The 23,263-nt window shown below is 65.7% G+C and carries 23 protein-coding genes; 14 read left to right on the plus strand and 9 right to left on the minus strand.

The features are described from left to right. Positions 1-21: 21 nt before the first annotated feature. From ACQPYR_RS04075 to ACQPYR_RS04085, 3 genes are all read left to right on the plus strand, one after another. The gene (locus ACQPYR_RS04075) at positions 22-927 is read left to right on the plus strand and encodes a carbohydrate ABC transporter permease (protein WP_433601053.1); all 906 of its coding nucleotides are present in this window, start codon (positions 22-24) and stop codon (positions 925-927) included. Beyond that, the gene (locus tag ACQPYR_RS04080) at positions 924-1,829 is read left to right on the plus strand and encodes a carbohydrate ABC transporter permease (protein WP_433627782.1); all 906 of its coding nucleotides are present in this window, start codon (positions 924-926) and stop codon (positions 1,827-1,829) included. The genes ACQPYR_RS04075 and ACQPYR_RS04080 overlap by 4 nt, the downstream gene beginning before the upstream one ends. Before the next feature lie 112 nt (positions 1,830-1,941). Beyond that, the gene (locus ACQPYR_RS04085; RefSeq protein ID WP_433601055.1) at positions 1,942-2,595 is read left to right on the plus strand and encodes a TetR/AcrR family transcriptional regulator; all 654 of its coding nucleotides are present in this window, start codon (positions 1,942-1,944) and stop codon (positions 2,593-2,595) included. A gap of 21 nt (positions 2,596-2,616) precedes the next feature. On the opposite strand, the gene ACQPYR_RS04090 is transcribed toward ACQPYR_RS04085, so the two are convergent. Further along, a complete protein-coding gene (locus ACQPYR_RS04090; protein WP_433627784.1) occupies positions 2,617-3,765 on the minus strand; it encodes an FAD-dependent monooxygenase in 1,149 nt (382 codons plus the stop codon). 94 nt (positions 3,766-3,859) lie between these two features. On the opposite strand from ACQPYR_RS04090, the gene ACQPYR_RS04095 reads away from it, so the two are divergent. Continuing rightward, positions 3,860-4,426: a TetR/AcrR family transcriptional regulator gene (locus tag ACQPYR_RS04095; RefSeq protein WP_433627787.1), complete on the plus strand. Its 567-nt coding sequence runs from the start codon at positions 3,860-3,862 to the stop codon at positions 4,424-4,426. A 120-nt stretch (positions 4,427-4,546) separates the two neighbouring features. Further along, positions 4,547-5,338, plus strand: a complete 792-nt coding sequence (locus ACQPYR_RS04100) for a DeoR/GlpR family DNA-binding transcription regulator (RefSeq protein WP_433627789.1) — start codon at positions 4,547-4,549, stop codon at positions 5,336-5,338. 112 nt (positions 5,339-5,450) lie between these two features. Here the strand turns inward: ACQPYR_RS04100 and ACQPYR_RS04105 are convergent, their stop codons facing one another. The 3 genes from ACQPYR_RS04105 to pnuC form a co-directional block, all read right to left on the minus strand. Then, positions 5,451-6,416: a sigma-70 family RNA polymerase sigma factor gene (locus tag ACQPYR_RS04105; protein ID WP_433627792.1), complete on the minus strand. Its 966-nt coding sequence runs from the start codon at positions 6,414-6,416 to the stop codon at positions 5,451-5,453. 35 nt (positions 6,417-6,451) lie between these two features. Next, on the minus strand, positions 6,452-7,966 hold the full coding sequence (locus ACQPYR_RS04110; RefSeq protein WP_433627794.1) for a DHA2 family efflux MFS transporter permease subunit: 1,515 nt from the start codon (positions 7,964-7,966) through the stop codon (positions 6,452-6,454). 75 nt (positions 7,967-8,041) lie between these two features. After that, positions 8,042-8,728: a nicotinamide riboside transporter PnuC gene (pnuC, locus tag ACQPYR_RS04115; RefSeq protein WP_433627797.1), complete on the minus strand. Its 687-nt coding sequence runs from the start codon at positions 8,726-8,728 to the stop codon at positions 8,042-8,044. A gap of 142 nt (positions 8,729-8,870) precedes the next feature. Here pnuC and ACQPYR_RS04120 point away from each other — a divergent pair, with 142 nt between their 5' ends. The 4 genes from ACQPYR_RS04120 (at position 8,871) to ACQPYR_RS04135 (ending at position 12,545) form a co-directional block, all read left to right on the plus strand. Next, a complete protein-coding gene (locus ACQPYR_RS04120) occupies positions 8,871-9,680 on the plus strand; it encodes an ABC transporter ATP-binding protein (RefSeq protein WP_327094124.1) in 810 nt (269 codons plus the stop codon). Between the two features lie 58 nt (positions 9,681-9,738). Next, entirely contained in the window at positions 9,739-10,485 is a 747-nt protein-coding gene (locus tag ACQPYR_RS04125) for an ABC transporter permease (RefSeq protein WP_433627799.1), read from the plus strand. Between the two features lie 152 nt (positions 10,486-10,637). Further along, on the plus strand, positions 10,638-11,375 hold the full coding sequence (locus tag ACQPYR_RS04130; protein ID WP_433635003.1) for an ABC transporter permease: 738 nt from the start codon (positions 10,638-10,640) through the stop codon (positions 11,373-11,375). A gap of 78 nt (positions 11,376-11,453) precedes the next feature. After that, entirely contained in the window at positions 11,454-12,545 is a 1,092-nt protein-coding gene (locus ACQPYR_RS04135) for an ABC transporter substrate-binding protein (RefSeq protein WP_433627802.1), read from the plus strand. A 2-nt stretch (positions 12,546-12,547) separates the two neighbouring features. On the opposite strand, the gene ACQPYR_RS04140 is transcribed toward ACQPYR_RS04135, so the two are convergent. After that, on the minus strand, positions 12,548-13,585 hold the full coding sequence (locus ACQPYR_RS04140; protein WP_433627805.1) for an XdhC family protein: 1,038 nt from the start codon (positions 13,583-13,585) through the stop codon (positions 12,548-12,550). Positions 13,586-13,599: 14 nt separating this feature from the next. After that, positions 13,600-14,187: a nucleotidyltransferase family protein gene (locus tag ACQPYR_RS04145; RefSeq protein ID WP_433627808.1), complete on the minus strand. Its 588-nt coding sequence runs from the start codon at positions 14,185-14,187 to the stop codon at positions 13,600-13,602. A 140-nt stretch (positions 14,188-14,327) separates the two neighbouring features. On the opposite strand from ACQPYR_RS04145, the gene uraD reads away from it, so the two are divergent. The 4 genes from uraD to ACQPYR_RS04165 all read left to right on the plus strand — a co-directional run bounded on the left by uraD (position 14,328) and on the right by ACQPYR_RS04165 (position 17,498). After that, positions 14,328-14,834: a 2-oxo-4-hydroxy-4-carboxy-5-ureidoimidazoline decarboxylase gene (uraD, locus tag ACQPYR_RS04150; RefSeq protein ID WP_433627811.1), complete on the plus strand. Its 507-nt coding sequence runs from the start codon at positions 14,328-14,330 to the stop codon at positions 14,832-14,834. A gap of 67 nt (positions 14,835-14,901) precedes the next feature. After that, entirely contained in the window at positions 14,902-15,219 is a 318-nt protein-coding gene (gene uraH, locus ACQPYR_RS04155; RefSeq protein ID WP_433627814.1) for a hydroxyisourate hydrolase, read from the plus strand. Between the two features lie 7 nt (positions 15,220-15,226). Next, entirely contained in the window at positions 15,227-16,132 is a 906-nt protein-coding gene (pucL, locus tag ACQPYR_RS04160) for a factor-independent urate hydroxylase (protein WP_433627817.1), read from the plus strand. Positions 16,133-16,136: 4 nt separating this feature from the next. Next, positions 16,137-17,498, plus strand: coding sequence for an 8-oxoguanine deaminase (locus ACQPYR_RS04165; RefSeq protein WP_433627820.1), 1,362 nt, complete (start codon positions 16,137-16,139; stop codon positions 17,496-17,498). 146 nt (positions 17,499-17,644) lie between these two features. Here ACQPYR_RS04165 and ACQPYR_RS04170 read toward each other — a convergent pair whose 3' ends face one another. Beyond that, positions 17,645-17,986 (minus strand): hypothetical protein, encoded by a 342-nt coding sequence (locus ACQPYR_RS04170; RefSeq protein WP_433627822.1) that lies wholly within the window; start codon positions 17,984-17,986, stop codon positions 17,645-17,647. Positions 17,987-18,227: 241 nt separating this feature from the next. On the opposite strand from ACQPYR_RS04170, the gene ACQPYR_RS04175 reads away from it, so the two are divergent. After that, positions 18,228-21,116 (plus strand): tetratricopeptide repeat protein, encoded by a 2,889-nt coding sequence (locus tag ACQPYR_RS04175; protein WP_433627824.1) that lies wholly within the window; start codon positions 18,228-18,230, stop codon positions 21,114-21,116. A gap of 6 nt (positions 21,117-21,122) precedes the next feature. Here ACQPYR_RS04175 and ACQPYR_RS04180 read toward each other — a convergent pair whose 3' ends face one another. Together ACQPYR_RS04180 and ACQPYR_RS04185 are read right to left on the minus strand one after the other, a co-directional pair. Then, positions 21,123-22,355, minus strand: a complete 1,233-nt coding sequence (locus ACQPYR_RS04180) for a M20 family metallopeptidase (RefSeq protein WP_433627827.1) — start codon at positions 22,353-22,355, stop codon at positions 21,123-21,125. After that, positions 22,348-23,088: a 2OG-Fe dioxygenase family protein gene (locus ACQPYR_RS04185; RefSeq protein ID WP_433627829.1), complete on the minus strand. Its 741-nt coding sequence runs from the start codon at positions 23,086-23,088 to the stop codon at positions 22,348-22,350. The genes ACQPYR_RS04180 and ACQPYR_RS04185 overlap by 8 nt, the downstream gene beginning before the upstream one ends. Positions 23,089-23,263 lie beyond the last annotated feature (175 nt).

Raw genomic sequence — 23,263 nt, forward strand, 5'->3', positions numbered from 1 at the left:
GGGCCCCGGGAGGGCCGCGAATTGAGCAGAGCAACCCGGGTGCTTTCAGGAAAGAACTCGACACTGCGGGCCGTCCCCTGGATCGGGCCGACTCTGGTGCTGATCGCGGCGATTGTCGCGTTCCCGGTTGGCTACATGGTCTGGACCAGCACCCGGGACCTGAGCGCCTACGGACAGGATCGCGGCCCCGCCGGACTGGCCAACTACCGAAACCTGTTCGATATCAGCGAATTGGGATCGGTATTGGCACATACCGTGGTCTGGGTGGTCAGCGTCGTGCTGATCACCCTGGTGCTCTCGGCGGGGCTGGCGCAGTTTCTCAACAAGGATTTCCCGGGACGCACCGCGGTGCGGATGGCGATTCTGGTCCCGTGGGCGGCCTCGGTCGTGATGACGACGACCATCTTCTATTACATGCTCGACCCCGATGTCGGTATCGCCAACCGGTTCCTGGTCGATATCGGACTGCTGGACCGGGGCTACGGCTTCACCAAACAGCCGACGCCCGCCTTCCTGGTGGCGATCGGCGTCGCGGTCTTCGTCTCGATCCCGTTCACCACCTACACGATCCTGGCCGGGCTGCAATCGATTCCGGCCGAGATCGATGAGGCGGGCCGGGTCGACGGCGCCAATGCATGGCAGCGCTATCGGCATCTCACGCTGCCGCAATTGCGTCCGGCGATCGCGGTGGCCACCATCATCAACATCATCAATGTGTTCAACTCGCTGCCCATTCTGCAGGTGATCACCGGCGGTATCGCGGGCTTCGGTGCGGATACGACGACGACGTTGACCTTCAAGCTGATTCGGCAGAACCAGCAGCTCGACACCGCCGCCGCCATGAGCGTGCTCAACTTCGCGCTGATCGTGGTCATCATCGCGATCTATGTGAAGGTCATCAAGCCGACCCAGCAGGTGGACGCATGACGACACAGGCCGACATCCACATCGAGGGTGTGGACATCCCGCCGGACGAAACGGTTGACGAGGCCCCGACCGGCCGAACTCGGCGGCGGCGGTGGGAACTCACCGCGGTCGGGGTGGTGCTTGCTGTCATCTTCCTGACCCCGTTCGTGGTGATGGTGCTCGGCTCGCTGAAGAGTCGCGCCGAAATCCTGCGCATCCCGCCGACGTATCTGCCCGAGACCTGGCATCCGGACAACTACTCCACCATGTGGGACACCCCTGAGACGCCGCTGCCGTACAACCTGGTGAGCACGATAGTCATCTCGGTCTGTGCCACCTTGCTGGTGCTCGTCGTGGCCATCCCGGCCGCGTATTACACGGCACGGCACAAGTTTCCGGGACGCGCGATATTCCTCGCGCTGGTGCTGGTCACCCAGATGTTGCAGCCGACGGTATTGGTGACCGGCCTGATCCGGCAGTTCTTCACTCTCGGCATCAATGACACCTGGCTGGCCATGATCCTGGTGAACGCCGCGTTCAACCTCTCGTTCGCGGTGTGGATCCTGCACAGCTTCTTCGCCGCCATTCCGGTGGAGATCGAGGAGGCCGCGCAGCTCGACGGTCTGAGTCGCTGGCAGATCCTGGTCCGGGTGAGCCTGCCGCTGGTCTGGCCGGGCATCGTCACCGCGACGATTTTCGTGGTGGTGGCCTGCTGGAACGAATTCGCGGCGAGCCTGGTTGTGCTGACCACGCCGGAGAACCAGCCGCTGTCGGTGGCGCTGACCAAATTCGTCGGGCAATACGACACGGCGTGGCAGTACGTCTTCGCGATCTCCACGGTGGGCATCGTTCCGGTGGTCATCCTGTTCGCGTTCATCGAGAAGCGCCTGGTCGCGGGGCTTACCGCGGGCAGCGTGAAGTGATCGTCCGACGGCGGGTGGTCTTGTGCCCCCGCCGTTTTCGACGATGAATGCGCAGGCCGCCGGATGTCGGTGCGCCGGGGTAGGCGCTTGGCGAGGCGGTAGCATCGAATCCGTGGCACGGCAGGATGACGAACGCAAGGAGGGCCGCAATTACGGCGGGTTGTCCAAGGAGCAGCGGGTAGCTCAGCGGCAGGCGCGACTCATCGATGCGGCGCTGGAATTATTCGGCACCCAAGGCTACGCGGCCACCTCGATCGAACGGCTGTGTGCCGTCGCGAATGTTTCCACCCGCAGCTTCTACGAGGATATGGGCAGCCGCGAGGCCTTGCTGATCGCGCTGGTCAATCGGATCACCTCGCATGCGGTCGAACGGTCGCTGGAAAGTATGTCGAAGACCGCGGGCCAACCGCTTTCGACGCGGGTCGTCGACAGTTTTCGTGCCTACCTCGAGGTGACCTGCGCCGATCATCGGTCGGCGCGGGTGTGTTACGTCGAAGTGGTCGGCGTCAGTTCGGCGGTGGAGGATTGGCGCAGGCAACAGCGCCGCCTGCTCTCATCACTGCTGATCAGTGAGGCGGAGCGAGCCGTCGAACGCGGCGAGACCAAGGCGCGCCGGTTCGATCTGTTCGCGCTCGCGGTGATCGGCGCGGTGAATTCGCTGGCCCAGGAGCTGGTGCGAACCACTCATCCCGATACCGAGGTGTCACTCGATGAAATATGCGAGGAGATCGCCTATTTCGTGAATTCCGGGCTTGCGTTGAATTGACGGCGGGATTTGGCTTGTGCTTCAAGCGGCGCACCGGACCCGATCGCGGATGGCCGTGACAGCGGGAAGGACCCGAGTTGCGGTATTACGCAGTGCGATTCCGGTCTTCGTCGCCGGAATGAGCATCGATGCCGCGGTAGCCACCCCATTGAGTTTGGGATCGACCAGCACCCGGTGCCGGGTCTCGTAGCGCTGGAACGCTGCCTCGTGGTCCTCGGGCGTGGCCGCCAGTTCCTCCGCCAACGTGTGCGCACCGGCGATCGCGAGGGTGGAGCCGTCACCGAACAGTGAGACGCAGGATGCGGCGTCGCCGAGCAGGGCGACGCGTCCGTCCGACCAGCGCGGCAGCTCGCCCTTGCTGACCGAGTCGAAGAACAGGTCATCGGTGTCGCGGACGCGGTCCAGCAATTCGGGGACCCGCCAGCCCTGATCGGTGAAGGCCTCGATGACCAGGCGCTTGTGCAGTTCGGTATCGCGGTGGTCGAAACCGGGTACGCCCTTGTGCCGGAACATGAATGCCGCGAGGGCGCGGCCCTTCGTCGGGTGCACCGACAGTGCTCGTCCCGGTGTGTTGTAGATGAGAACTTCGCGGTCGCTGCCGAATGGTGCATCGAGCCGGATGGTGGCGATGTAGATGCCCATATGCCGGACGAATTCGGATTCGTCGCCGAAGGTCAGGCGGCGCACCACCGAATGCAGGCCGTCCGCGCCGATTACGAAGTCGAAGCGGCGGGGTCGGGCGTGTTCGAAGGTGACGTCGACACCGTCGGCTTGCTGGGTCAGGCCGGTAATGGTGTCACCCCAGAGGAATTCGGCATTGTCGCGGCTGGCGTCGAGCAGGATCGCGGCGAGATCGGCTCGCGGGACTTCGACTTCACGGTCGCCGGCCGATCCCTGGAAGGCCTGCAGATCGACCCGGGCGACGCGCCGGCCGCTCGCATTGACGAAATTCATCTGGGACACGGTGGAATTCGCGGCACGCAGTTGCGGCATGATGCCCATGCGTTCGGCCACATCGATGGCGGGTCCCTTTACGTCGACCGGATTTCCGCTGGAGCGTTGGCCCGTCGCCCGCTCGACCACCGTGACCTGGAAGCCACGGTCGGCCAGCCAGTACGCCAGGGTCGAGCCGCCGATGCCCGCGCCCGAGATCAGAACCGTCGTGTTCATGACAACACCTTACGACTAAGTGGACGAATTTCGTCCGGTTAAACGGAGCGTACAGTAAGTGGAAGGATTTCGTCCACTTAAACTGGAGGTGCGGGTGACGACCGGTCTGAAGAGGGCGGATGCCAGGAACAATCGGGATCAGATCATTGCCGCGACGCTGGTGACCTTCCGTGAGCAAGGCGTCGATGTGCCGATGAAGGAGATCGCGGATCGGGCGGGTGTGGGTGTCGGCACGCTGTATCGGCACTTCCCGGATCGGGATGCATTGATCGCCGAGACGGCCCAGTCCTACCTCGCGGATCTGGCCCAGTTGGCGGCGACCGCGTTGGCGCAGGAGGGCGCGGCGTGGCCTGCGCTTTCGCGGTTTCTGCACGAGTGCGCGCAGCGCCGGGTCGGGGCGCTGGCCTCGGCGATCGAGCCGAATCTGCATGCCGAGATTCAGGCCGATCCGCGGTTGCACGAGGTGCGGGGGCGCATTGTCGAGTCGGTCTCGCGGATGACCAGGGAGGCGCAGGCCGCCGGTGCCATGCGCGCCGATATCGAGCCCGGCGAGGTGGCCGGACTGATGACCCTGCAGATCTACACCCGGGCCGGTGAGTCGTATCCGGAGGCGGTTCGCCGGGTGGTCGATCTCGTGCTCGATGGGCTGCGGGCGCGGTGATAAAGGTGTCCGGCTCGGCAATACGGCGGCCGAATCTCTACCGTCGGCACGTGCCTGTGGTCAGATTGTTGGCGTGCATGGAAAAACGGCAGGTCGTCCGGGTGGGCGGGAAGATATGAAATGACCGGACCGACGGACCGGCCGCAGCGATGGAACCGACTGCTGGAACTGCTCGCCGAAACCGGGCGCCTCTCGGTAGAAGAAGCCGCCGAACGCCTCGGAGTTTCCCCGGCGACGGTGCGCCGCGACTTCACCGCACTCGCCGAACAGCAGTTGGCGACCAGGACGCACGGCGGTGTGGTCGCGACTTCGGTCGCCTACGACCTGCCCGCGCGCTACCGGCAGGGTGCCGACGAGGCGAAGCAGCGGATCGCGGAACATGCCGCGGGACTTATCGAACCGAATGCGGTAGTCGGAATGAACGGTGGCACAACCACGACCGCCGTGGCGCGAGCATTGGCCGGGCGGGCAGATTTGGCGAATGCTGCTGGCGACCAACTGACCATCGTCACCAACGCGCTCAATATCGCGGGCGAGATGGTGCTGCGACCGCATATGCGCACGATCGTGCTCGGCGGGGTGGCGCGGCGGGAATCCTATGAGCTGCACGGGCCGCTGGCCGAGCGGGCATTGGCCGAATTGCGTTTGGATGCACTGATTCTCGGCGTGAACGCGATTTCCGCCGAGGGGGGCGCGCAATGTCGGCACATCGACGAAGCGGGGGTGACCACCGAGATGGTGCGGCGGTCCGGGCATGTGATAGCTGTCGCTACAGCGGACAAGTTGGAGCGCTCGGCATTGGCTCGGATCTGCGGGATCGAGCAGGTCGATGTGCTGGTGACGGATTCGGATGCGGATCCGGGTGCGGTGGCGACGATTCGGGCTGCGGGGGTTCGGGTGGACGTGGTCTAGGGCGGTTCGCCAGCAGGTCGAGCTCTCGATGCTGACGGCGCCGCGGTGGCCAAGGCGCCGCCCGCAGGAAGTCAGTGCCAGCACGCCGTGTCCGAACCACCTCGAAAACGGTTCAGAGGGTGGTCGGTAGGCCGAAGCCGGGGAAGAGGGTGGCATCCAGGAAGACCGTGATTCGGTCGATGGCCGCATCGCGGAGGGTGAGTAGGTGGATGGAATGTGCTTGGTAGGTGTCGGTTTCGTCGCGGCGGTAGTAGGCGATCGCGGGTTGGGTGTTGGCGGAGGTCGGGATTGCCCGCCACTCGCCGGGTGTGGAACCGCATTTGTCGGTGAAGAATTCGAGGACGTGGGCGCGCCCGGCGAACCAGAGCAGGGCGGGCGGCATTTCGAGGACGACATCGTCGCGCAGGAGCTTGGCGAATGAAGCCATGTCGGCATTGCCGAAGGTGGTTACGTATCGGTCGATCATCGCGCGTTCGTCCGGGCTCAACGATTCCGATATGCGGTCGAGCATGGGGGCGTCCTTCTCCAATTGGGCGTGGGCACGTTGCAGTGCGCTGTTGACCGCGGCGGTAGTGGTTTCGAGCAGGTCGGCGACTTCGGCCGCGGACCAGGCGAGTACGTCGCGCAGGATCAAGACCGCGCGCTGCCTGGCGGGTAGGAATTGCAGGGCCGCGATGAATGCGAGCCGGATACCGCTGCGGGCCGCGATCACGGTTGCCGGATCGTCGGCGGCGGTGCCGAGCAGGGCATCGGGAATCGGTTCCAGCCAAGGGATTTCGGGATGACGCTCCGGTTTGGTGACCACGGTATCGCTGGGCCCGCCGAGACCGGTGGGCAGCGCCCGCCTGCCGCGCTGTTCGAGCGCGGTCAGGCAGGCGTTGGTGGCGATCCGATACAGCCAGGTGCGTAGCGAGGCCCGCGCTTCGTCATAGCGGTCGGCCGAGCGCCATGCTCGCAGCATCGTCTCCTGCACCAGATCCTCGGCGTCATGGATCGACCCGAGCATCCGATAGCAGTGCGCGAGCAGTTCGGGCCGGTAGGGCGCGGTGCGCGCCGCGAAATCCGTACTGACCGTCATGGGTGCACAACCTACCGAGGAATCTGTGGCGCTGGTCATGCCTGCACCTCGGTGCGGTCCTCGCGAGCTGCCGAATAGGAGGTCATCGCGCCGCTCGGCGTGCCCGCATGGGCGGAGGCCGACCCGTCCCTCGGTGGTCCCGCAGGGGCCGCCGAAACCGGCTCAGTGGTGTTCGGTGCGGGAACGGGCGCACCGGCCGGAATCAGCAGGCCGATCGCGGCGCCGAGGAGCGCGAGCAAAGCGGCGGTGCCGATGGCGGCCGCGAAACCGTCGCTGAAGTCCCGCGTGCCGGTGAAGCCGCCAACCGCCGCGAAAACAGCTGCGGGGACCGCGATTCCGAAGGCGCCACCGAGTTGGCGCAGGGTGTTGTAGGTGCCCGACGCGGCGCCGACGGCGGGCATCGGAACCGCGCGCAGTACCGCACTCTGCGCGGCGGGAATCGCCATCGACACACCGACGCCGGAGATGACGAAGGGCGCGATCATCGCGATGTACGGCAGGTCCGGTCCGGCGGTGCGGGCGATCCACCCGTAGCCGACGGCCTGCATGAGCAAGCCGGTGACAACCAGCGGACGTTCACCGAACCGGTTGACCTGCTTGCCCGCGATCGGCGCCACCAGGAACAGGGTGATCGTCCACGGCGCCAGGCGCAGTCCGGCACCGAGTGGGCCTTGCTGCTGCACGATCTGCAGGAACTGGGCGAAGAAGAACGCACCACTGAAAATCGAGGCGGCCAGCAGGAATCCGACCGCATTGCCCGCGGAGAAGGCGCGCGAGGCGAAGAAGCGCATGGGAATCAGCGGCGCGGTGGTGCGCAGCTCCCAGCGTACGAATCCGATCAGTGCCACCGCGCCTGCCAGGAAAGCGAGCACGACTTCGGCGCCGGCCCAACCGGATTCATTGCCCCGAATCAGACCCCAGACGATGCCGAAGGCGGCGACGCTCACCAACGCGATCCCGAGAAAGTCCAATCTGCGTGCCTCGCCCACACTTTCGGCCAGCCGCGTGCGCACCAGCGGGATCAGTACCGCCCCGATCGGCAGGTTCAACCAGAAGATCCACTGCCAGGCCAGGCCCTGCACTACCGCACCCCCGACGAGCGGTCCGCCGAGGGTGGCCAATCCGGTTGCCGCCGCGAATAATCCGAGCGCCTTGGTCCGCTGTTCCGGCTGGAACGCCGCCGAGAGCAAGGCCACCGCCACGGGCATGATGGCGGCGGCACCGATGCCCTGCGCTGTCCGCGCGGCGATCAACAGACCCAGAGTCGGTGCCAGCGCACATCCGGCGGACGCCGCGCTGAACAGTGCCAGCCCGCCGACGAGCACCCGTCTGCGGCCGTACCGGTCACCGAGCGCCGCGCCCGCCATCAACAGCACCGCGAAACTCAGGTTGTAGGCATTGATCGTCCATTCCAGCTCGCCGATCGATGCGTGCAGATCGAGCTGGATCGCATGCATCGCGGTCGTGACGACCAGTGCGTCGAGCACGATCATCAAACCCGCGAGCGATGTCAGCGCCAGTACCCAGCGCTGTCCCGTGGTCATCTTCATTGCATTCCTCCGATGGGTTTGCGGGTACATACCGGCGGCGCAGCGCCGATTCATCGGAGGTCGCGAAAAAAGTCGCTACGGATGCGAAGGCGCGAGATCGGCGACCACAGGAGCCGATTTGCGCAGGGTGCGCACCCATACGGCGAAGCCCCACGCGACGAACCCCGCATAGATCAGATACAGCGTCGCGGACGGGTAATAGCCCGCCTCGAGCAGCAAAGGCACGCCGACGAGATCGACGGCGATCCAGATCAGCCAGAATTCGGCGAGCCCGCGCGCCATGCCATAGGTCGCCAGCACCGATCCGGTGAAGATCCACGCTTCCGCCCACGGCCCGTAGGAGCCGATCAACGCGAACAATCGGGCGAATGCGGCCGTGCCGACCAACATCGCCGCCACCAGTACCAGCCGTTCGCGCCCGCTGGCCCAGCGCGGCGCGACGCCGCGATGTTCGAGTCCGGTTTCGGCGCGCGCATGCCGATACCAACTCCACCAGCCGTACACGCTGACCGCGATGAACATCAGCTGACGGCCGGCCTGTCCGGCCATATTCAAATGCTGTGGCGTGTTGAAGATTCCGCCGACGAAAACGGTGAACAGCAGCGCATTGCCCGCGATCCCGATCGGCCACGCCCAAACCCGTCGCCGCATACCGCCGACCGCGGAGGCCAGACCGAAACCATTGCCGATGATCTCGCGCCAGAGGATCTCCGAGCCCGCGATATGCAGCTTGGCGTCGAGCAGCGCGAAAAGTGGGTTCACCCCCGCTGTAACCCGGGCGGGGCGATATCTCATCCCAACCTGCGGGTTCGACGCACGCGGATCGAAAGTCGCGTAACGATTGCGCAATCTGGAGTGGCGATTCGCAATATCGGCGCAACGACCTGCTCCTAGTGTTTTGGTCATGATGGCGAGCGGTACCGAGGAGCCCACCGGCGGGACGGGCATCCACATCAGCGGTTTGACGAAGACATTCCGGGTCGGCCGGAAGACGGTGCAGGCGCTCGACGAAGTGGAGCTGCATACCGAACAGGGCGCGTTCCTGTCCCTGCTCGGACCATCCGGCTGCGGCAAATCGACGGTGCTGCGCATCCTGGCCGGACTGGAGACACCGACCGCGGGCAAGACGCTCATCGACGGTGAGACCCCCGCCCAACTGCGCAGCCGCCATGAACTCGGCATCGCCTTCCAGGATTCGGCGCTGCTGCCGTGGCGTTCGGTGGAATCCAATATCAAACTGCCCTTACAGGTCGCGGGCATCTCGCCGGACCCGGGACTGATCGCGGATCTGGTGCGGCTGGTCGGCCTGGAAGGCTTCGAGAAGGCCAAACCGGCGCAGCTGTCCGGCGGGATGCGCCAACGTGTTTCGATCGCGCGCGCACTGGTCGTGAAGCCGACCGTGCTGCTGCTCGACGAGCCGTTCGGTGCTCTCGACGATATGACCAGGCAGCGGCTGAATCTGGAACTGCTGCGGATCTGGACCGAGAAGCCCGCGACCACCCTGATGGTCACGCACGGTATCGCCGAGGCGGTCTTCCTCTCCGATGTCGTCGCGGTGATGAGTCCGCGGCCGGGCCGGGTGCTGGAACTGGTGAAGATCGATCTGCCGCGCCCGCGCACGCCCGAGATGATGCGCACGCCCGAATTCCACAAGTTGCACGATTACCTATCGGAGCTGCTCTTCGGGAAGTCCGGCAAGGGCGGTGTCGCATGAGGGATCACCACGGCACCGGATCGATGTTGTGCAGCCGACACCGTCGAGGGGGCGCGGTATGAAACGGATCGGCGGACTGGTCGGCGTCCTCGGGCTGGTCGCGGTGTGGTGGCTGCTGGCCGCGCTGGAGGTCGCGGGCGGCACGATTCCGAGTCCGTGGACCGTCCTGCACACCATGTACACCGACGGCTGGGATTTGTACGGCCCCAACTTCCGGATCACCGCGCTCGGCGCGCTGAAAGGCTTCATCTGGGGCAATGCGCTGGCCATCGGCCTGGCGATGCTGATCGTGCTGATCCCGTGGATCGAACCGCTGGCCACCCAGCTCGCCATCCTCAGTTACTGCATCCCGCTGCTCGCGCTGGGGCCGATCATCCTGGTTGTTTTCGGCGGCCGCACCCCGACGGTCTTCCTCGCCGCGATGTACTGCTTCTTCACCACCATGGTCGGCACGGTCACCGGACTTCGCTCGGCCGACGTCACCAGCCTCGACCTGATCCGCGCCTACGGCGGCGGTCGCTGGCAGCAGCTCTACCGCGTGCAGGCGATCGCAGCGCTGCCGAATCTGTTCGCGGCGTTGAAGATAGCCGCGCCGTCGGCCGTGCTCGGTGCGATCATCGGCGAGTACCTCGGCGGGGTGGACAGCGGCATCGGTGTCGCACTGACTGCTGCGCAGACCGCATACAACGTGCCACGCACGTGGGGGATGGCGCTGGCGGCAGCCGCACTCGCTGGGCTCGGCTACGCGATTGTCGCGCTGATCGCCCGACTGGTCACCCCATGGACCGCGCAGGAGGCGCGATGACTGACGAACTCGGGCCGGTGGACAACGTGACTGCCCCCGCACCGCCCGCCGTGGAGAGCACACGGCCCCAGCGCGGTGCCGCCGCCGGGACGCTCGCTGTGCTGACCAGGATCGGCCGCTTCCTGTTCCCTCTGGTCACCGCACTCCTGCTGATGCTGGTGATCTGGTACGTCTTCCTGAAGGCCTTCCCCCAGGTCGGCCCGCGAGTAGGCAAAACGCCCAGTGATATCTGGAAGTACCTGTTCAACTCCTCCGGTGCGCACACCGCACGTCAGGCGATCTTCGACGACCTGCAGATCACCCTGCGCGACGCCGCGATCGGCTTCGGCGTCGGCATGCTGGCAGCGCTCGTCGTCGCGGCGCTGTTCGTCTCGTTCGCGGTGGTCGAGCAGACGTTCATGCCGGTGGCCATGCTGTTGCGGTCGGTGCCCCTGGTGGCGCTGACCCCGATCATCGTGCTGGTCTTCGGGCGCGGACTGGCCGGTGTGACGGTGCTCGCGGCGATCGTGGTGTTCTTCCCGGCGCTGGTGATGATCATGGCCGGATTGCGCAATACACCGCGGCAGGCGATGGATCTGGTTGCCGCCTACGGCGGCTCCCGCTGGACCGGACTGCGCATGGTCGCCGTGCCCGCAGCCCTGCCGTCGGTCTTCGCGGCGGCGCGAATCTCGGTGCCCGGCGCGCTGATCGGCGCATTGCTCGGTGAATGGTTGGGTAGCGGAACGGGATTGGGCGCCAGTCTGATTCGCGCCATCCCGACCTTTCAATACAGCAAGCTGTGGGCTTCGATCGTGATCGTGACCATCGTCTCGGTGCTGCTGTACGCGATTGTCGGCGTCATCGAAAATCTGGTGCTGGCCCGCTTCGGCCCCGAGGCGGGGCGCCGCTGACCGGTCAGTTTCTCGTAAAATCAATGCTCGGAACGCCAAAGTAAAGAAATTGAAACGGAATCCCCCTAGATTCGGCCCATGAACCCCGTACAACGCTCTTCGTTCGGGCCGAACCTGAACCGGCGATCCCTGCTTCGTTACTCCGCGCTGGCCGGCGCCGCATTGGGCGGTGCGAGCCTGCTTGCCGCATGTGGCGATGATTCGAAAGACTCTTCGGGCGGGTCGGTGGCGGACGGATCCAAGTACGGTTCCGTCGCGATCCAGCTCTCCTGGCTGAAGAACATCGAATTCGCGGGCGAATATTTCGCCGACGCCAAGGGCTACTACAAAGAGGCCGGATTCGGTTCGGTGAATCTGATCGCCGGTGGCGCGGCCAGCACCTCGGTCGAGGCGGGCCTGGACACCGGCAAGGTCTGGCTCGGCACCTCGGCCCCGCAGACCACCGCGCCCGCGATCCTGGAGGGCCTACCCGCCAAGATCGTCGCGACCACCTATCAGAAGAACCCGTTCTGCATCGTCAGCTCCGCCGCCAAGCCCATCAAGACCCCGCAGGATATGAAGGGTCGCAAGATCGGCGTCCAGGACACCAATCAGCTGATCTTCAACGCGCTGCTGAACGCCAATGGCATGAAGCCGAGCGATGTGACCATCGTGCCCGCGCAATACGATCCGACTCCGCTGGCCAACGGTGAGGTCGACGGTTGGGTCAGCTATGTGACCAATGAGCCGATCACGCTGACCGCCAAGGGATTCCAGAATACGAATTTCCTCTTCGCCGATTACAACCTGCCGCTGGTGGCCGAGACCCTGACGGTCAAGCAGTCCACCATCGATAAGGAACGCGACAAGCTGAAGGCATTTCTGATCGCCGAGATCAAGGGCTGGAAGGACGCGGTCGCGAATCCGGCCGAATCGGCGCGACTCGCGGTGGAGGTATACGGCAAGGATCAGAAACTCGATCTGAACGAACAGACCCAGGAGGCGACCGCGCAGAACGGCCTGGTCGTGTCCGCGGATTCGACCGCCAATGGTTTGCTGACTATGACCGATCAGTTGATCGAGCAGAATATCGCCGCGTTGCGCAATGCCAAGATCGATATCAAGGCCGACCAGCTGTTCGACCTCTCGGTGCTGCGCGAGGTGTACGCGGAGAATCCGGGCCTGAAGTAGCGCTAGAGCGCCACCGGGGCGCTGGCCGGGAATTCCTTGAATTGCGGTTCGGCGTCCCGGTTTTCGGCGATCCGCCGCTCGGTTCCGGTCCGGGCGACAAGCAGTTCGGCGGCGATCGAAACGGCGACTTCGGCGGCGGTGCGTGCCCCGATGTCGAGACCGGCGGGGGAGTGCAGGCGGGCGAGTGTCGCGTTGTCGAAGCCGCCCGCTTGTAGGTCTTCGATGCGTCTCAGGTGTGCGGACCAGGAGCCGTTTGCGGCGAGGTAACCCAGTTCGGGTAGTCGCAGTGCCACGGTGAGCAGCGGGATTTCGAACGTCGGATCGTGTCCGAGGACGACAATCGCCGTGCTGCTATCGATTTCGCCCGCCGCCGACAGGGTGTTCAGGTATCGATGCGGCCAGTCGACGACCACCTCGGCACCCGGGAAGGCATCGGGTGTTGCGAAGGTGTCGCGGGAATCGCAGATTGTGACGCGGTAGCCGAGCAGTTTGGCCTGGACGGCCAGCGCTGCGGCAAAAGCGTTGGCGCCGAAGATGATCAGCCGCGGTGGCGGCGGGAACGAGGCGACGAATACATCGGATTCGGGCAGCGCGACCAGTTCCGTCGCATGACGCTGCGGGGTGATCAGATGCTGTCCGATCAGATCCGGATCCGGATTCCACACCACGGTGAACAGGGTAACCCTGCGGTGTGCGGCGATTTCCGCGGCTATGGAGGGGAATTCCGGGAAGTCCCGGCGCGAGAACGGCTCGACGAAAACATCGACCATGCCGCCGGAGTCCAATCCGGGCTCGCCCGGCGGGACGCCGAAGCGGTGCAGTCCGCGTCGACCGCTGCGCGCGGCGTCGGCGGCCGCCTCGATCACGGTCGTCTCGACGCTCCCGCCGAGGAGCGAACCATAGACCGCGCCATTGGCATCTACCAGGATCGATGTCCCTACCGGCAGCGGTCCGGAACCAACAGTTCGCACGATGGTGGCCAGTCCACCTGTCCGGCCCGAATGCCACACCCGCAATAGGTCGTCGACGATGTCCCGCATCTGTTCAGCTCCGCTCACGCGTGCGGCGTGGCCGGGAAGTCACGATCATCGCCTGTCGCCAAATCGTCGCACGTGACGCACACCATATCGTTATTACCGGCTAAATAGGTGCGCCCGCCGGAATCTCTAACAGCTGCTTGATACACCGAGGTCCAGTGCTTATGAGACATGACAACGGGATGGCCGGGTGTGGCGTGGAACACGGCCCGTGCCAGGCCGGTGGGTGCGGCGATGGCCGCGGCGACCACCCGGGCGACCACATCGGCCCCGACATCGGGGGTATCCACCGGCATGATCGCGACGTACTCCGCGGGGGTGTGCGCGGCGGCTCGCAAACCCGTCCGCAGCGAGGCTCCGAGTCCGGTCGCCCAGTCCGCCGCCCACACATGATCGACACCCTCGGGTAGGTCGACCGCTTCCGGTGCAGGTCCGGTCGCGCCGAGCACCACGATCACCGGATCGCAGCCGCCGTCGCGCAGTGCCGCCACCGCCGACCGCAGCCAGGCGCCGCCCTCGGCCAATGCCTTGGGCATCCCGTAGCGCGTGCCGGCGCCCGCGGCCAAGACGATGCCCGCGCAGACCGGCTCGGGTGATGCAGCCATGAAAAGACGGTAGCCCGGCCGCGTAGCCGATGGGTTAAGGAAAAGTGCTTCGACGTCGACAGTCAGACGCCGACGACACGCCGGAGGTGATCTATCTCGTTCGACTGGCGACCGGGTCGGTCGTATTCGATGCTGGTCCGATGACACCCGACGGGTTGGGCCTCGCGGAATTCAACGCATTGCCCGAAGCGGAGGCGAATGCGGCCTTGCTCGAGTGTTGCGCCGCGCCGGAATGGGCTCGTGCGCTGGTCGCGGGGCGGCCGTACGCGAATATCGATGCCGTATTCGATACGGCCGATGCGGTGCTGGCCGAATTGTCCGAGGCGCAGATCGATCGCGCACTCGACGGACATCCGCGCATCGGCGCACGGCCCGATACCGCGGCATCGGCGCGCGAGCAGGCCGGGGTTGCCTGGGCCGAGGATGCGGTGCGGGCGGGGCTGGCCCAGGGCAATCTGGCCTATGAGGCGAGGTTCGGCCATATCTATCTGGTGTGCGCGACCGGCAAGTCCGGGCACGAGCTGCTGGAATTGCTCAACGCCCGGCTCGGAAATGATCCGGATACCGAAAGGCGCGTTGTGCGAACGGAATTGGCGAAGATCAATCGGATTCGGTTGACACGGCTGTTGGCCGGTGATGCCGGATGAGCGAGCGAACAGTCAGCACAGCCACCTCCGTGGTCATGACGGAGCCGAGCGCCGGCGAGGCACAGTCATGAGCACGCTCAGCACACATGTGCTCGATGCCGTCGCGGGTGCGCCCGCGGCCGGTATCGCGGTGGCGCTCTATCGGGACACCGAGGTGCTCGGATCCGGAGCCACCGATGACGACGGCCGGATCGCCTCGCTCGGTGCCGCATTGCCACCCGGCACATATCGGCTGGTATTCGATACCGGCGCCTACTTCGCCGAGCGCGGGGTCGAATCGTTCTATCCGGAGGTTGCCATCACGTTCGTCGTCATCGAGGAGCGGCACTATCACGTCCCATTGCTGTTGTCGCCCTTCGCCTTTTCCACCTACCGAGGGAGCTGAGCCATTCATGGAGCTGACCGGGCCGATCGTGCTGACCGACAACCGGTACGGAAAGGCGGAGAACCGCATCGTCCGGATCTACCGGGACCAGCCGCGTCACGAAATCCGCGATGTGAACGTATCCACGGTGCTGCGCGGCGATTTCGCCGATGCCTATGTCGCCGGTGACCAGTCCAAGGTGCTGCCCACCGATACCCAGAAGCAGACCGCCTACGCGTATGCGAAAAAGCCTGGGCTGCAACCGATCGAAGACTATGCGCTGACGCTCGCCGCGCATTTCGTAGACGACATCGCGCCGGTGGACAGTGCGCGCGTCGAGGTCGAGGAGTATGCCTGGCAGCGGGTCACCGTCGACGGTAGCGAGCACGATCACACCTGGGTGCGGCAGGGTTCGCAGGTGCGGACCGCGTCGGTCACGGTGTCGGGCAAGGACGACCGGCAGCAGGCCTGGGTCATCGGCGGGGTAAAGGATCTGGTGATCCTCAAGTCGACCGGCTCGGAGTTCGCCGACTTCCTCACCGACGATTTCACCGTCCTCGCACCGACGCACGACCGGATGCTCGCGACCTCCCTCGTCGCGCAGTGGCGTTTCGCCGCCACGACCGGCGTGGACTGGGATGCGGTGTACGCGGGCGTCCGGCAGCGGATGGTCGAGGTCTTCGCGACGCTGCATTCGAAGGCTATGCAGCAGACGCTCTTCGAAATGGGCAAGGCCGCACTCGAGGCCTTTCCGGTGCTCGCCGAAATCCGGCTGGCCGCGCCGAATAAGCATCATTTCGACTACGACCTCGGTCGGTTCGGCATCGAGAACCACGGCGAGGTCTTTCACGCCGACGACCGGCCCTACGGACTCATCCATGCCACTGTGCAGCGGGAAGATGCCCCGGCGGCCGGGCCCGCATGGCTACCGTAGGCATATGACGACAACGACGGTCATCGACGGGTGCGCCGTGGCGACCGTCGATCCGAACGGCACCGAATACCGCCGCGGGTATGTGACGGTGCGGGGCAATCGGATCACCGCGGTCGGTGCGGGTGATGCGCCCGATCTCGGCGCGGACGCGCACCGCATCGATGGCCGTGGCTGCCTGCTCACGCCTGGACTGGTGAACACCCATCACCATCTCTATCAGTGGGTCACCAGGGGGCTGGCCGCGGACAGCACGCTGTTCGAATGGCTCACCACGCTCTACCCGATCTGGGCGGGCATCGATGAAGACGCGGTTCGCGTCGCCGCGACCGGTGCGCTCGCCGCGCTGGCCCGGACCGGTTGCAGCACGTCCACCGACCATCACTACCTATTCCCGCGCGTGGGTGGCGACCTGCTCGGCGCGGAAATCACCGCCGCCGCCGCCGTGGGGTTGCGATTCCATCCGACGCGCGGCTCGATGGATCTCGGGCAGAGTTCGGGTGGGCTGCCGCCTGACGAGGTGGTGGAGTCCCTCGACGCCATTCTCACCGCGAGCGCGGATGCCGTTGCGCGCTGGCATGATCGGTCATTCGACTCGATGCTGCGGATCGCGCTCGCGCCGTGCTCGCCGTTCTCGGTGACCACCGAGTTGCTGCGCGAATCCGCCGTGCTGGCACGCGATCTCGGCGTACGCCTGCATACCCATCTGGCCGAGACGATCGATGAAGCCGAGTTCTGTGCGGATAAATTCGGCTGCACGCCCGCCCAATACATGGAGCGCCTCGGCTGGCTCGGCTCGGATGTCTGGTACGCCCATGGCATCCACCTGGACGACGCTGCCATCGGCACAATGGCGGAAACCGGCACCGGAGTCGCGCATTGCCCAACCTCGAATGCGCGGATCGGGGCGGGTACGGCGCGCACGGCCGATCTGATCGCGGCGGGTGTGCCGGTAGGACTCGGCGTGGACGGTGCCGCAAGCAATGAATCCAGTTCGATGATCGAGGAGCCGCGCAATGCGCTGCTCTACGCAAGGGCCAAGGGTGGGCCGCGCGCGATCAGCACTCGAAAAGCTCTGGAGCTGGCCACTATCGGCGGTGCGCGGGTGCTGGGGCGGGCCGCCGAAATCGGGTCGATCGAACCGGGCAAACTCGCCGATCTCGCTTTGTGGCGGCTCGATACGCCCGCCCACGCGGGCATTGCCGACCCGGTGACCGCATTGATTCTCGGCTCGGCCCCGCCGCTGGCGGCGTTGATCGTCAACGGGCGCACGGTCGTCCGCGATGGCGAGGTGCGCACTGTCGACGAGGAGAAGATCGGCGGCGAGGTCGCGCGGGCACAGGCGGCGCTCGTCGCGAAGGCAGGCTGAGGTCTGCGGTTGGCGCAGCGCTCGAACCTGCAGCAGCGCCCCGAGCGAGGTCGCGGTGTCTCGATCCGCGGCCGCCGTCCTCCCCTCGATGACGGCGGCCGCGGCGGCCGCGGGTCCGGCGCAGAACCCGCAGCGCCAGTTGGCCTTCAGGCAAGGGCGGTGGCGTGTTCGATCTCGTGCTCCGGATCCGATTCCAGCCGCGCTCGCAGCGCGAGCAGGCACATCACCTCGTGCAGCGTGAGACCCAGTTCGGCCGCATGCAATTCGGCGATCGCTTGGTCGAACCGACCGGACGGATCCAACTGATCCATCAGAATCATTTCCGCCACAACCATTCCCGCCAGTGCCTGCGCCCGCGTCAGTCGGCGCTCGCTCGGCAGATACGACAGCAGCCATTTGCCGCGGCCGGCCTCGGGCAGATCGATCCGGAAGGCCGCCTCGTGCGCCACATCGCTGGTGATGAGCCATTCCGTGGTCGTAATCGGCATCGCGCGAACCCCTTTCATCCGCTGCGACTTGTCACATTGTTCAGTTGCTGCCCTCTACGGTGTCAGTTCGCCTCGGCGTGGCGCGATCCCAGTGGCAAAGGTGATTTCTTCACTCCGACCGACGCACTTGACCAGCGGAAATACGGCTGATACCAAGGAATTAATCACAGTCGGCGTTTCGGTTCTCCGGTGGCGCGCAGTACTGTCGGTCGGGCGCATCGGATGCGGGGAGGGTGGGGCGATGGATCGAGCAGGTCGCCAGGCCCGCCGACGTCCCGGAGGCAATGTCAGTGCCGAGGATCGCCGACGCCTGCGCGAGCGCCTCGCCGATCTCGGATTGACCGATCAGCAATTGCTGGAACCCCTTGCCGCCGAACTGCGTCAGCGCGGGTACCGACCGCGCGCCGCCTGGCGCTACGCCAACGAATTGACCCAGGGCGTGGTCGCCGAGCGGTACAACGAGCTCACCGACAGCGCCACCGCGGCCATGAAGGCCAGCCGGATCTCCGAATACGAGGCGTGGCCGTTCAGTCGTGACGGTGTCGCTCTCGATGAGGAACCGGAGCGTCCGTCCGGTTTACGGCCGACGGTCCGCGTCCTGAAGAATCTCGCCACCATCTACGGCACCACCTGGGACCAACTCGTCGATATCGCCGACCTGGCCCATATGCCCGAACACGAACGGCTGGAGTACCACGAAGCGGTGGCCCGGCGTGCAATCGGCCGAGTGCCGGTGCCCGCCGGTGGTGACCTGCCCGCCGAGGTACCGCACTTCACCGGCCGCGACGGCCCGAAGGCCCAATTGCGTGACCGCGTAACCGAACACCTGCGCAGCGGCGCGGTCGCGGTACATGTGATCGTCGGGCTGACCGGCATCGGCAAGACCGCTTTGGCGCGCTACGCCGTCGCTGCCTTCGGCCGGCATTACCCGGACGGCACGATCTGGGTCGACCTGCACGGCTACACCCTCGGCCGCGATCCGCGCGAACCCATCGACGTACTCGAGCAGCTCCTGCTGCAGGTCGGGGTCGCCCGCGAAACCATCGAAATGGACCTGGCCGGGCGGGCGAACCGCTGGCGCACCACCATGAGCGATCGCCGCATGCTCATCGTCTTCGACAATGTCCTGGACACCGCGCAGGTGAAAGACCTACTGCCACAGGCCCCCGGCTGTTTCGTCCTGATCACCAGCCGCAGCAACCTCACCGGCCTGGCCGGTGCCACACCGCTGCGGTTGGAGGTGATGGGGTGGGAGGAGGCCGAGGAACTGCTCGTCAAACTTGGCAATCTGCGCACCGGCTACGACAAGCGCGCGGTACGCCTGATCCTGGAGACGGCGGGCCGACTTCCGTTGGCCATCAGGCTGATCGGCGGCCAGATCGCTCACCACGGTGAAGAGATGCTCGCCGACAGCGCGGCCGATATCGCCAGTTTGACCGCGCGGATCAAGGAGGCGTCGGTGGATCGTCGCGCGACCGACTCGGCGGCCGAACACCTCTTCGATCAATTCGCCGCCGAAGACGAGTCGCTGCGTGCCGCCTTCGAGCTGTCCTACGAGCGCCTGCAAGATCCGAAACATCAACGGGCGGTTCGCCTGCTGGGCTGGTTTCCGGGACCTGAGATCACCGCCGAGGCCATGGCGACGATGGCCTCGGTACCGCTCGGTGACGGAATGATGATGGTGCGCAGGCTATTCGAGGCCGGTTTCCTCGACCCGTCTTCCGGTGGTCGCGGTGGTCACCGCTACCGAATGCACGACCTCACCCGATGGTGTGCCCGTATGCACGCCGAACGCGAGGACTCACCCGCCGAGCACGCCGCCGTCATCGATCGTCTCGTCGGCGAAAGCCTCGCCGTCGCACGTCAGGCCAGCACCCACCAGATCTTCGATCCCGCAGGCAGCGAACACCTCTGGAACCCCTCCGATAACGCGATCCGAGCGCGCGAATGGCTGACTCGCGAACGCGAGATGCTGCAGGGCTGCGTGCAGGCCGCCGAACCGACAAGAGACGCAGCCGAATTGGCCCGGCGCCTGGCCTCGCACCTCTCCGGCACCGGCCACTGGTCCCTGGCCCACCGCCTCTTCGGCCGCGCCCTGGACATCGCGGGCCGAGTCGACGATCGCCGCGCCGAATCCTGGGCCCTGGTCGGCCGCGGTCGCGTCGACCGCCTCATGGGCCACCACGCGGCGGCGGGGGCGGCGTTCGAGCAGGCCAGGGCCATCGCACTGGAATTGGCGGATCAGAATACCGAGGCTGCCATCCTCTGTGAGCTCGGCCAAACCGCAAGGAGCACCGGCGATCATGCGGAGGCACGGGATTACTTCGGACAGGCGCTGAAAATGGCCAGGTCTATCGCCAATCAGCCGACCGAATGCGACGCTCTACAGGGGCTGGCGCATGTGGCCTGGGTGGCTTCGGACTATCGGACCGGTCGCAGCTACTCGGAGGAAGCGCTCGCCATCGCGGGCGATATCGGCGACCCCATCCGGGTGGCTACCGCGCAATGGGGTCTGGCCGAGGTCATCCGGCGACTGGGCGAACAGGCCGAGGCCAAGCACCTCTACAGCGAGGCTCTGCGCATCGCGCAGCAGATGAACCACCGGAGGTTGGCGGGCGACGCGCTACGGGGGCTCGGTCACATCGAAAGGCTGGTCGGGGAGCAGGAAACGGCCCGCGAGTACTTCGACGACGCAATGGCGATCGCCCAGCGCATCCACGACAGGTACGGCGAGGGATGGACGCTGTGGGGTCTCGGCAATATCGCGCGCAAGACCGGCGACTACGAGAAGGCTCGCAGCATGTTCCAGCAGGCATACGACATCGCGGTCGAGATCGACGATCGGTTCAGCCAGGTGGATACGCTGCGCGGACTCGGGCATATCGAGCGGCACTTCGGCGAATACCGTGGCGCACAAAGGTATTACGAGGAATCCCAGCTGATCGCCGAACGGATCGGTGATCCGCTGGGGCGCGCCGATGCGCTGCGCGGCCTGGCCACGGTCGCGGTCAAGACCGGGCAAGCCGAGCTGGCCGAACAACTGCTTTCCCAGGCACTCGAACTCTACGCGAGCACCGGTGTGCGGCACGGTGAACAGATCACCTCCGAAATTCGGATGCGCAGCGACTGATCCGCGTCATGCGCAGCGCCTGATCGCAAGCGCGGCGAGTGTGCGGGCGCAAGCGGACATTTCGCTGATCAGCACGTGATGTTCGGTGTCCGGCGTGGTTCCGCGCGGTCCGAATAGACAGCATTCGATGCCCGCCCGGCTGAGGTGGGTGGTGTCGTTGCCGCAGTACGAATACGGGAGCGCGAGCCCGGTCTCCTCGACGTGGAAATCCGAGACCAGGGGGAGTAATTCGGCGATGTCGCGTACGACGGCGCAGTCGGGGGACATGTCCATCGGCGGCATATCCGTCCCGCTGACCCGGAACTGCGGGTCGACCGGAGGTTCCAGGTGGACCGTGGCCGTCGGAAACCGTGGGCGCAGGCGGTCGAGTGCGGCGTCGATGGCCGCGTGCACGTCCTCGGGCTCATACGGCGGTGGGTAGCGCAGGTCTATGAGGGCGGTCGCCTTGTCGGCGCAGTAGGAGATGCCCGAAAGATCATGTCCCTCACCACGTCCCGCCAGCAGGCTCGCGACCTGCATGCGCGGCAGTGGTGGAAAGTCTTGGTTGCGCAGTCCGATGTCGGCCGTGTCGAGCAGGTCGAGAACCTGCCGCAGCACCGCAATGGCGTCGACACCTTCGTCCGGCCTGCTGGTGTGGGCGCTGCGGCCGCGAACAACCAAGGCGAACTTGTGGACGCCCGCCGTCCTGGTGATGACGCGACGGACCGAATATGGCTCGGGCACCACGGCCGCCGCCGCTGTGAGCCCGGACCGCAATGCGTGCTTCGTGCCGACCCCGCCCTGAAGTTCGCCGACCACGAACTCCAACAGCAAACCCTGCCGGAGCGGGATTCCGCTGCGGTGCACGGCGATTGCCGCGCCGATCATGGCGGCGAGACCGCTTTTCATATTGTGTAGGCCGGCCCCGAACAGTTGGTCGCCGATTCGTCGCGCGGTGAACGGATCGTCCGGGTGATCGCGGCCCAGCGGATCCATATCCAGGTGTCCGTTCAGCATGAGCGCCGATGTTGCATGCAATGGGCCCAGCAGGCCGATCGTCTGGAATCGACCTGGCTGCACCTCCTGTCCGAAGGTATGAATACCGTTGTCGGCGAGGGTTTTCTGGACCCGGACCGCCAACGGCGTCTCCTGTCCGGTGAAGGATGCGACGGCGGTCAGCTCGGAGGCGATGGCCACGAGCTCGTCCTCCGGGAGCAGTCGGTCCAGGGCGCCGATCATCTTCTCGATCGAGTCAGTCACACCTTCTGAATCCGAGCAGCAGGACATTTCGATACGCCCGCACGAAAGGGATCCTGCGCCGGATCTCGTCGGTGAAGTGCTGGACACGCTCATCGTCGAAGACGTAGGAGTCCAGCGGCCGCCTCAGCTGGAATGACGCCAGCTCGACCTCCGGTTCGGCGCCGTCGTAAATGGACGAGATACCAGTGCCCTTCGCCAGGTTTCGGCGCTCGATCAAATGTGCGGATCCGGCGATCAGCCCGTCGCGGTGCTTACCCTCCGGTGCCGGCTCACCCGGTGCGGTGATGGCCATGTAGTGGGCGTCTACTAGCACCTCGGGGGTGTGCCGCGCCGACAGGACACCGGCCGCCACCAGCGAGCGGGCGACGACGGCCGCGATCTTCCTGGTCGGCTCGGTCGCCGGATGCCGCGGCTCGATCTGCTTGAACCTGCGTTCGATGCCGCCGGCCAGCGGATTGACGTCGACCGACTGCATATACGGCGGCGGTTCATCGATGGGGGTGAAATGCATATCGGCTACCGAAAGCCCGTAGCAGCCATAAGCCCGCTGTCGATAGGTCTTGCCGGACGGTAGCCATTTATCCAGTTCGGTCGAATCATGGAACGTGCGCTGCAGCACCGACCGTTCGTCGGCGGACAGCCCGAAATCTGCGGCGGCGAGGCGCCAGAAGGCGGCCCCGTTCGGGGTGCGGGATGCGAAGGAGTCGAGATCGGCGTTGACCTCGGGCACCATGTGCTGGTTAATGGCCGGAACCTTCCGACTGAGGGTGTAGTCAGCAATGCGAAAGATGACACGACCACGGCGACCGAAGCGCTGAGCCGCGCGGCTCGAACTTAGTGCCAAATACCGACATATCAAGCACTGCGGTGATCAATCACACCCGTGTCGTCAGCCCGACACAGGACAC

Origin of the sequence: Nocardia sp. CA-120079, from assembly GCF_050955745.1 — a bacterium.
Taxonomy (GTDB): Bacteria; Actinomycetota; Actinomycetes; order Mycobacteriales; family Mycobacteriaceae; genus Nocardia.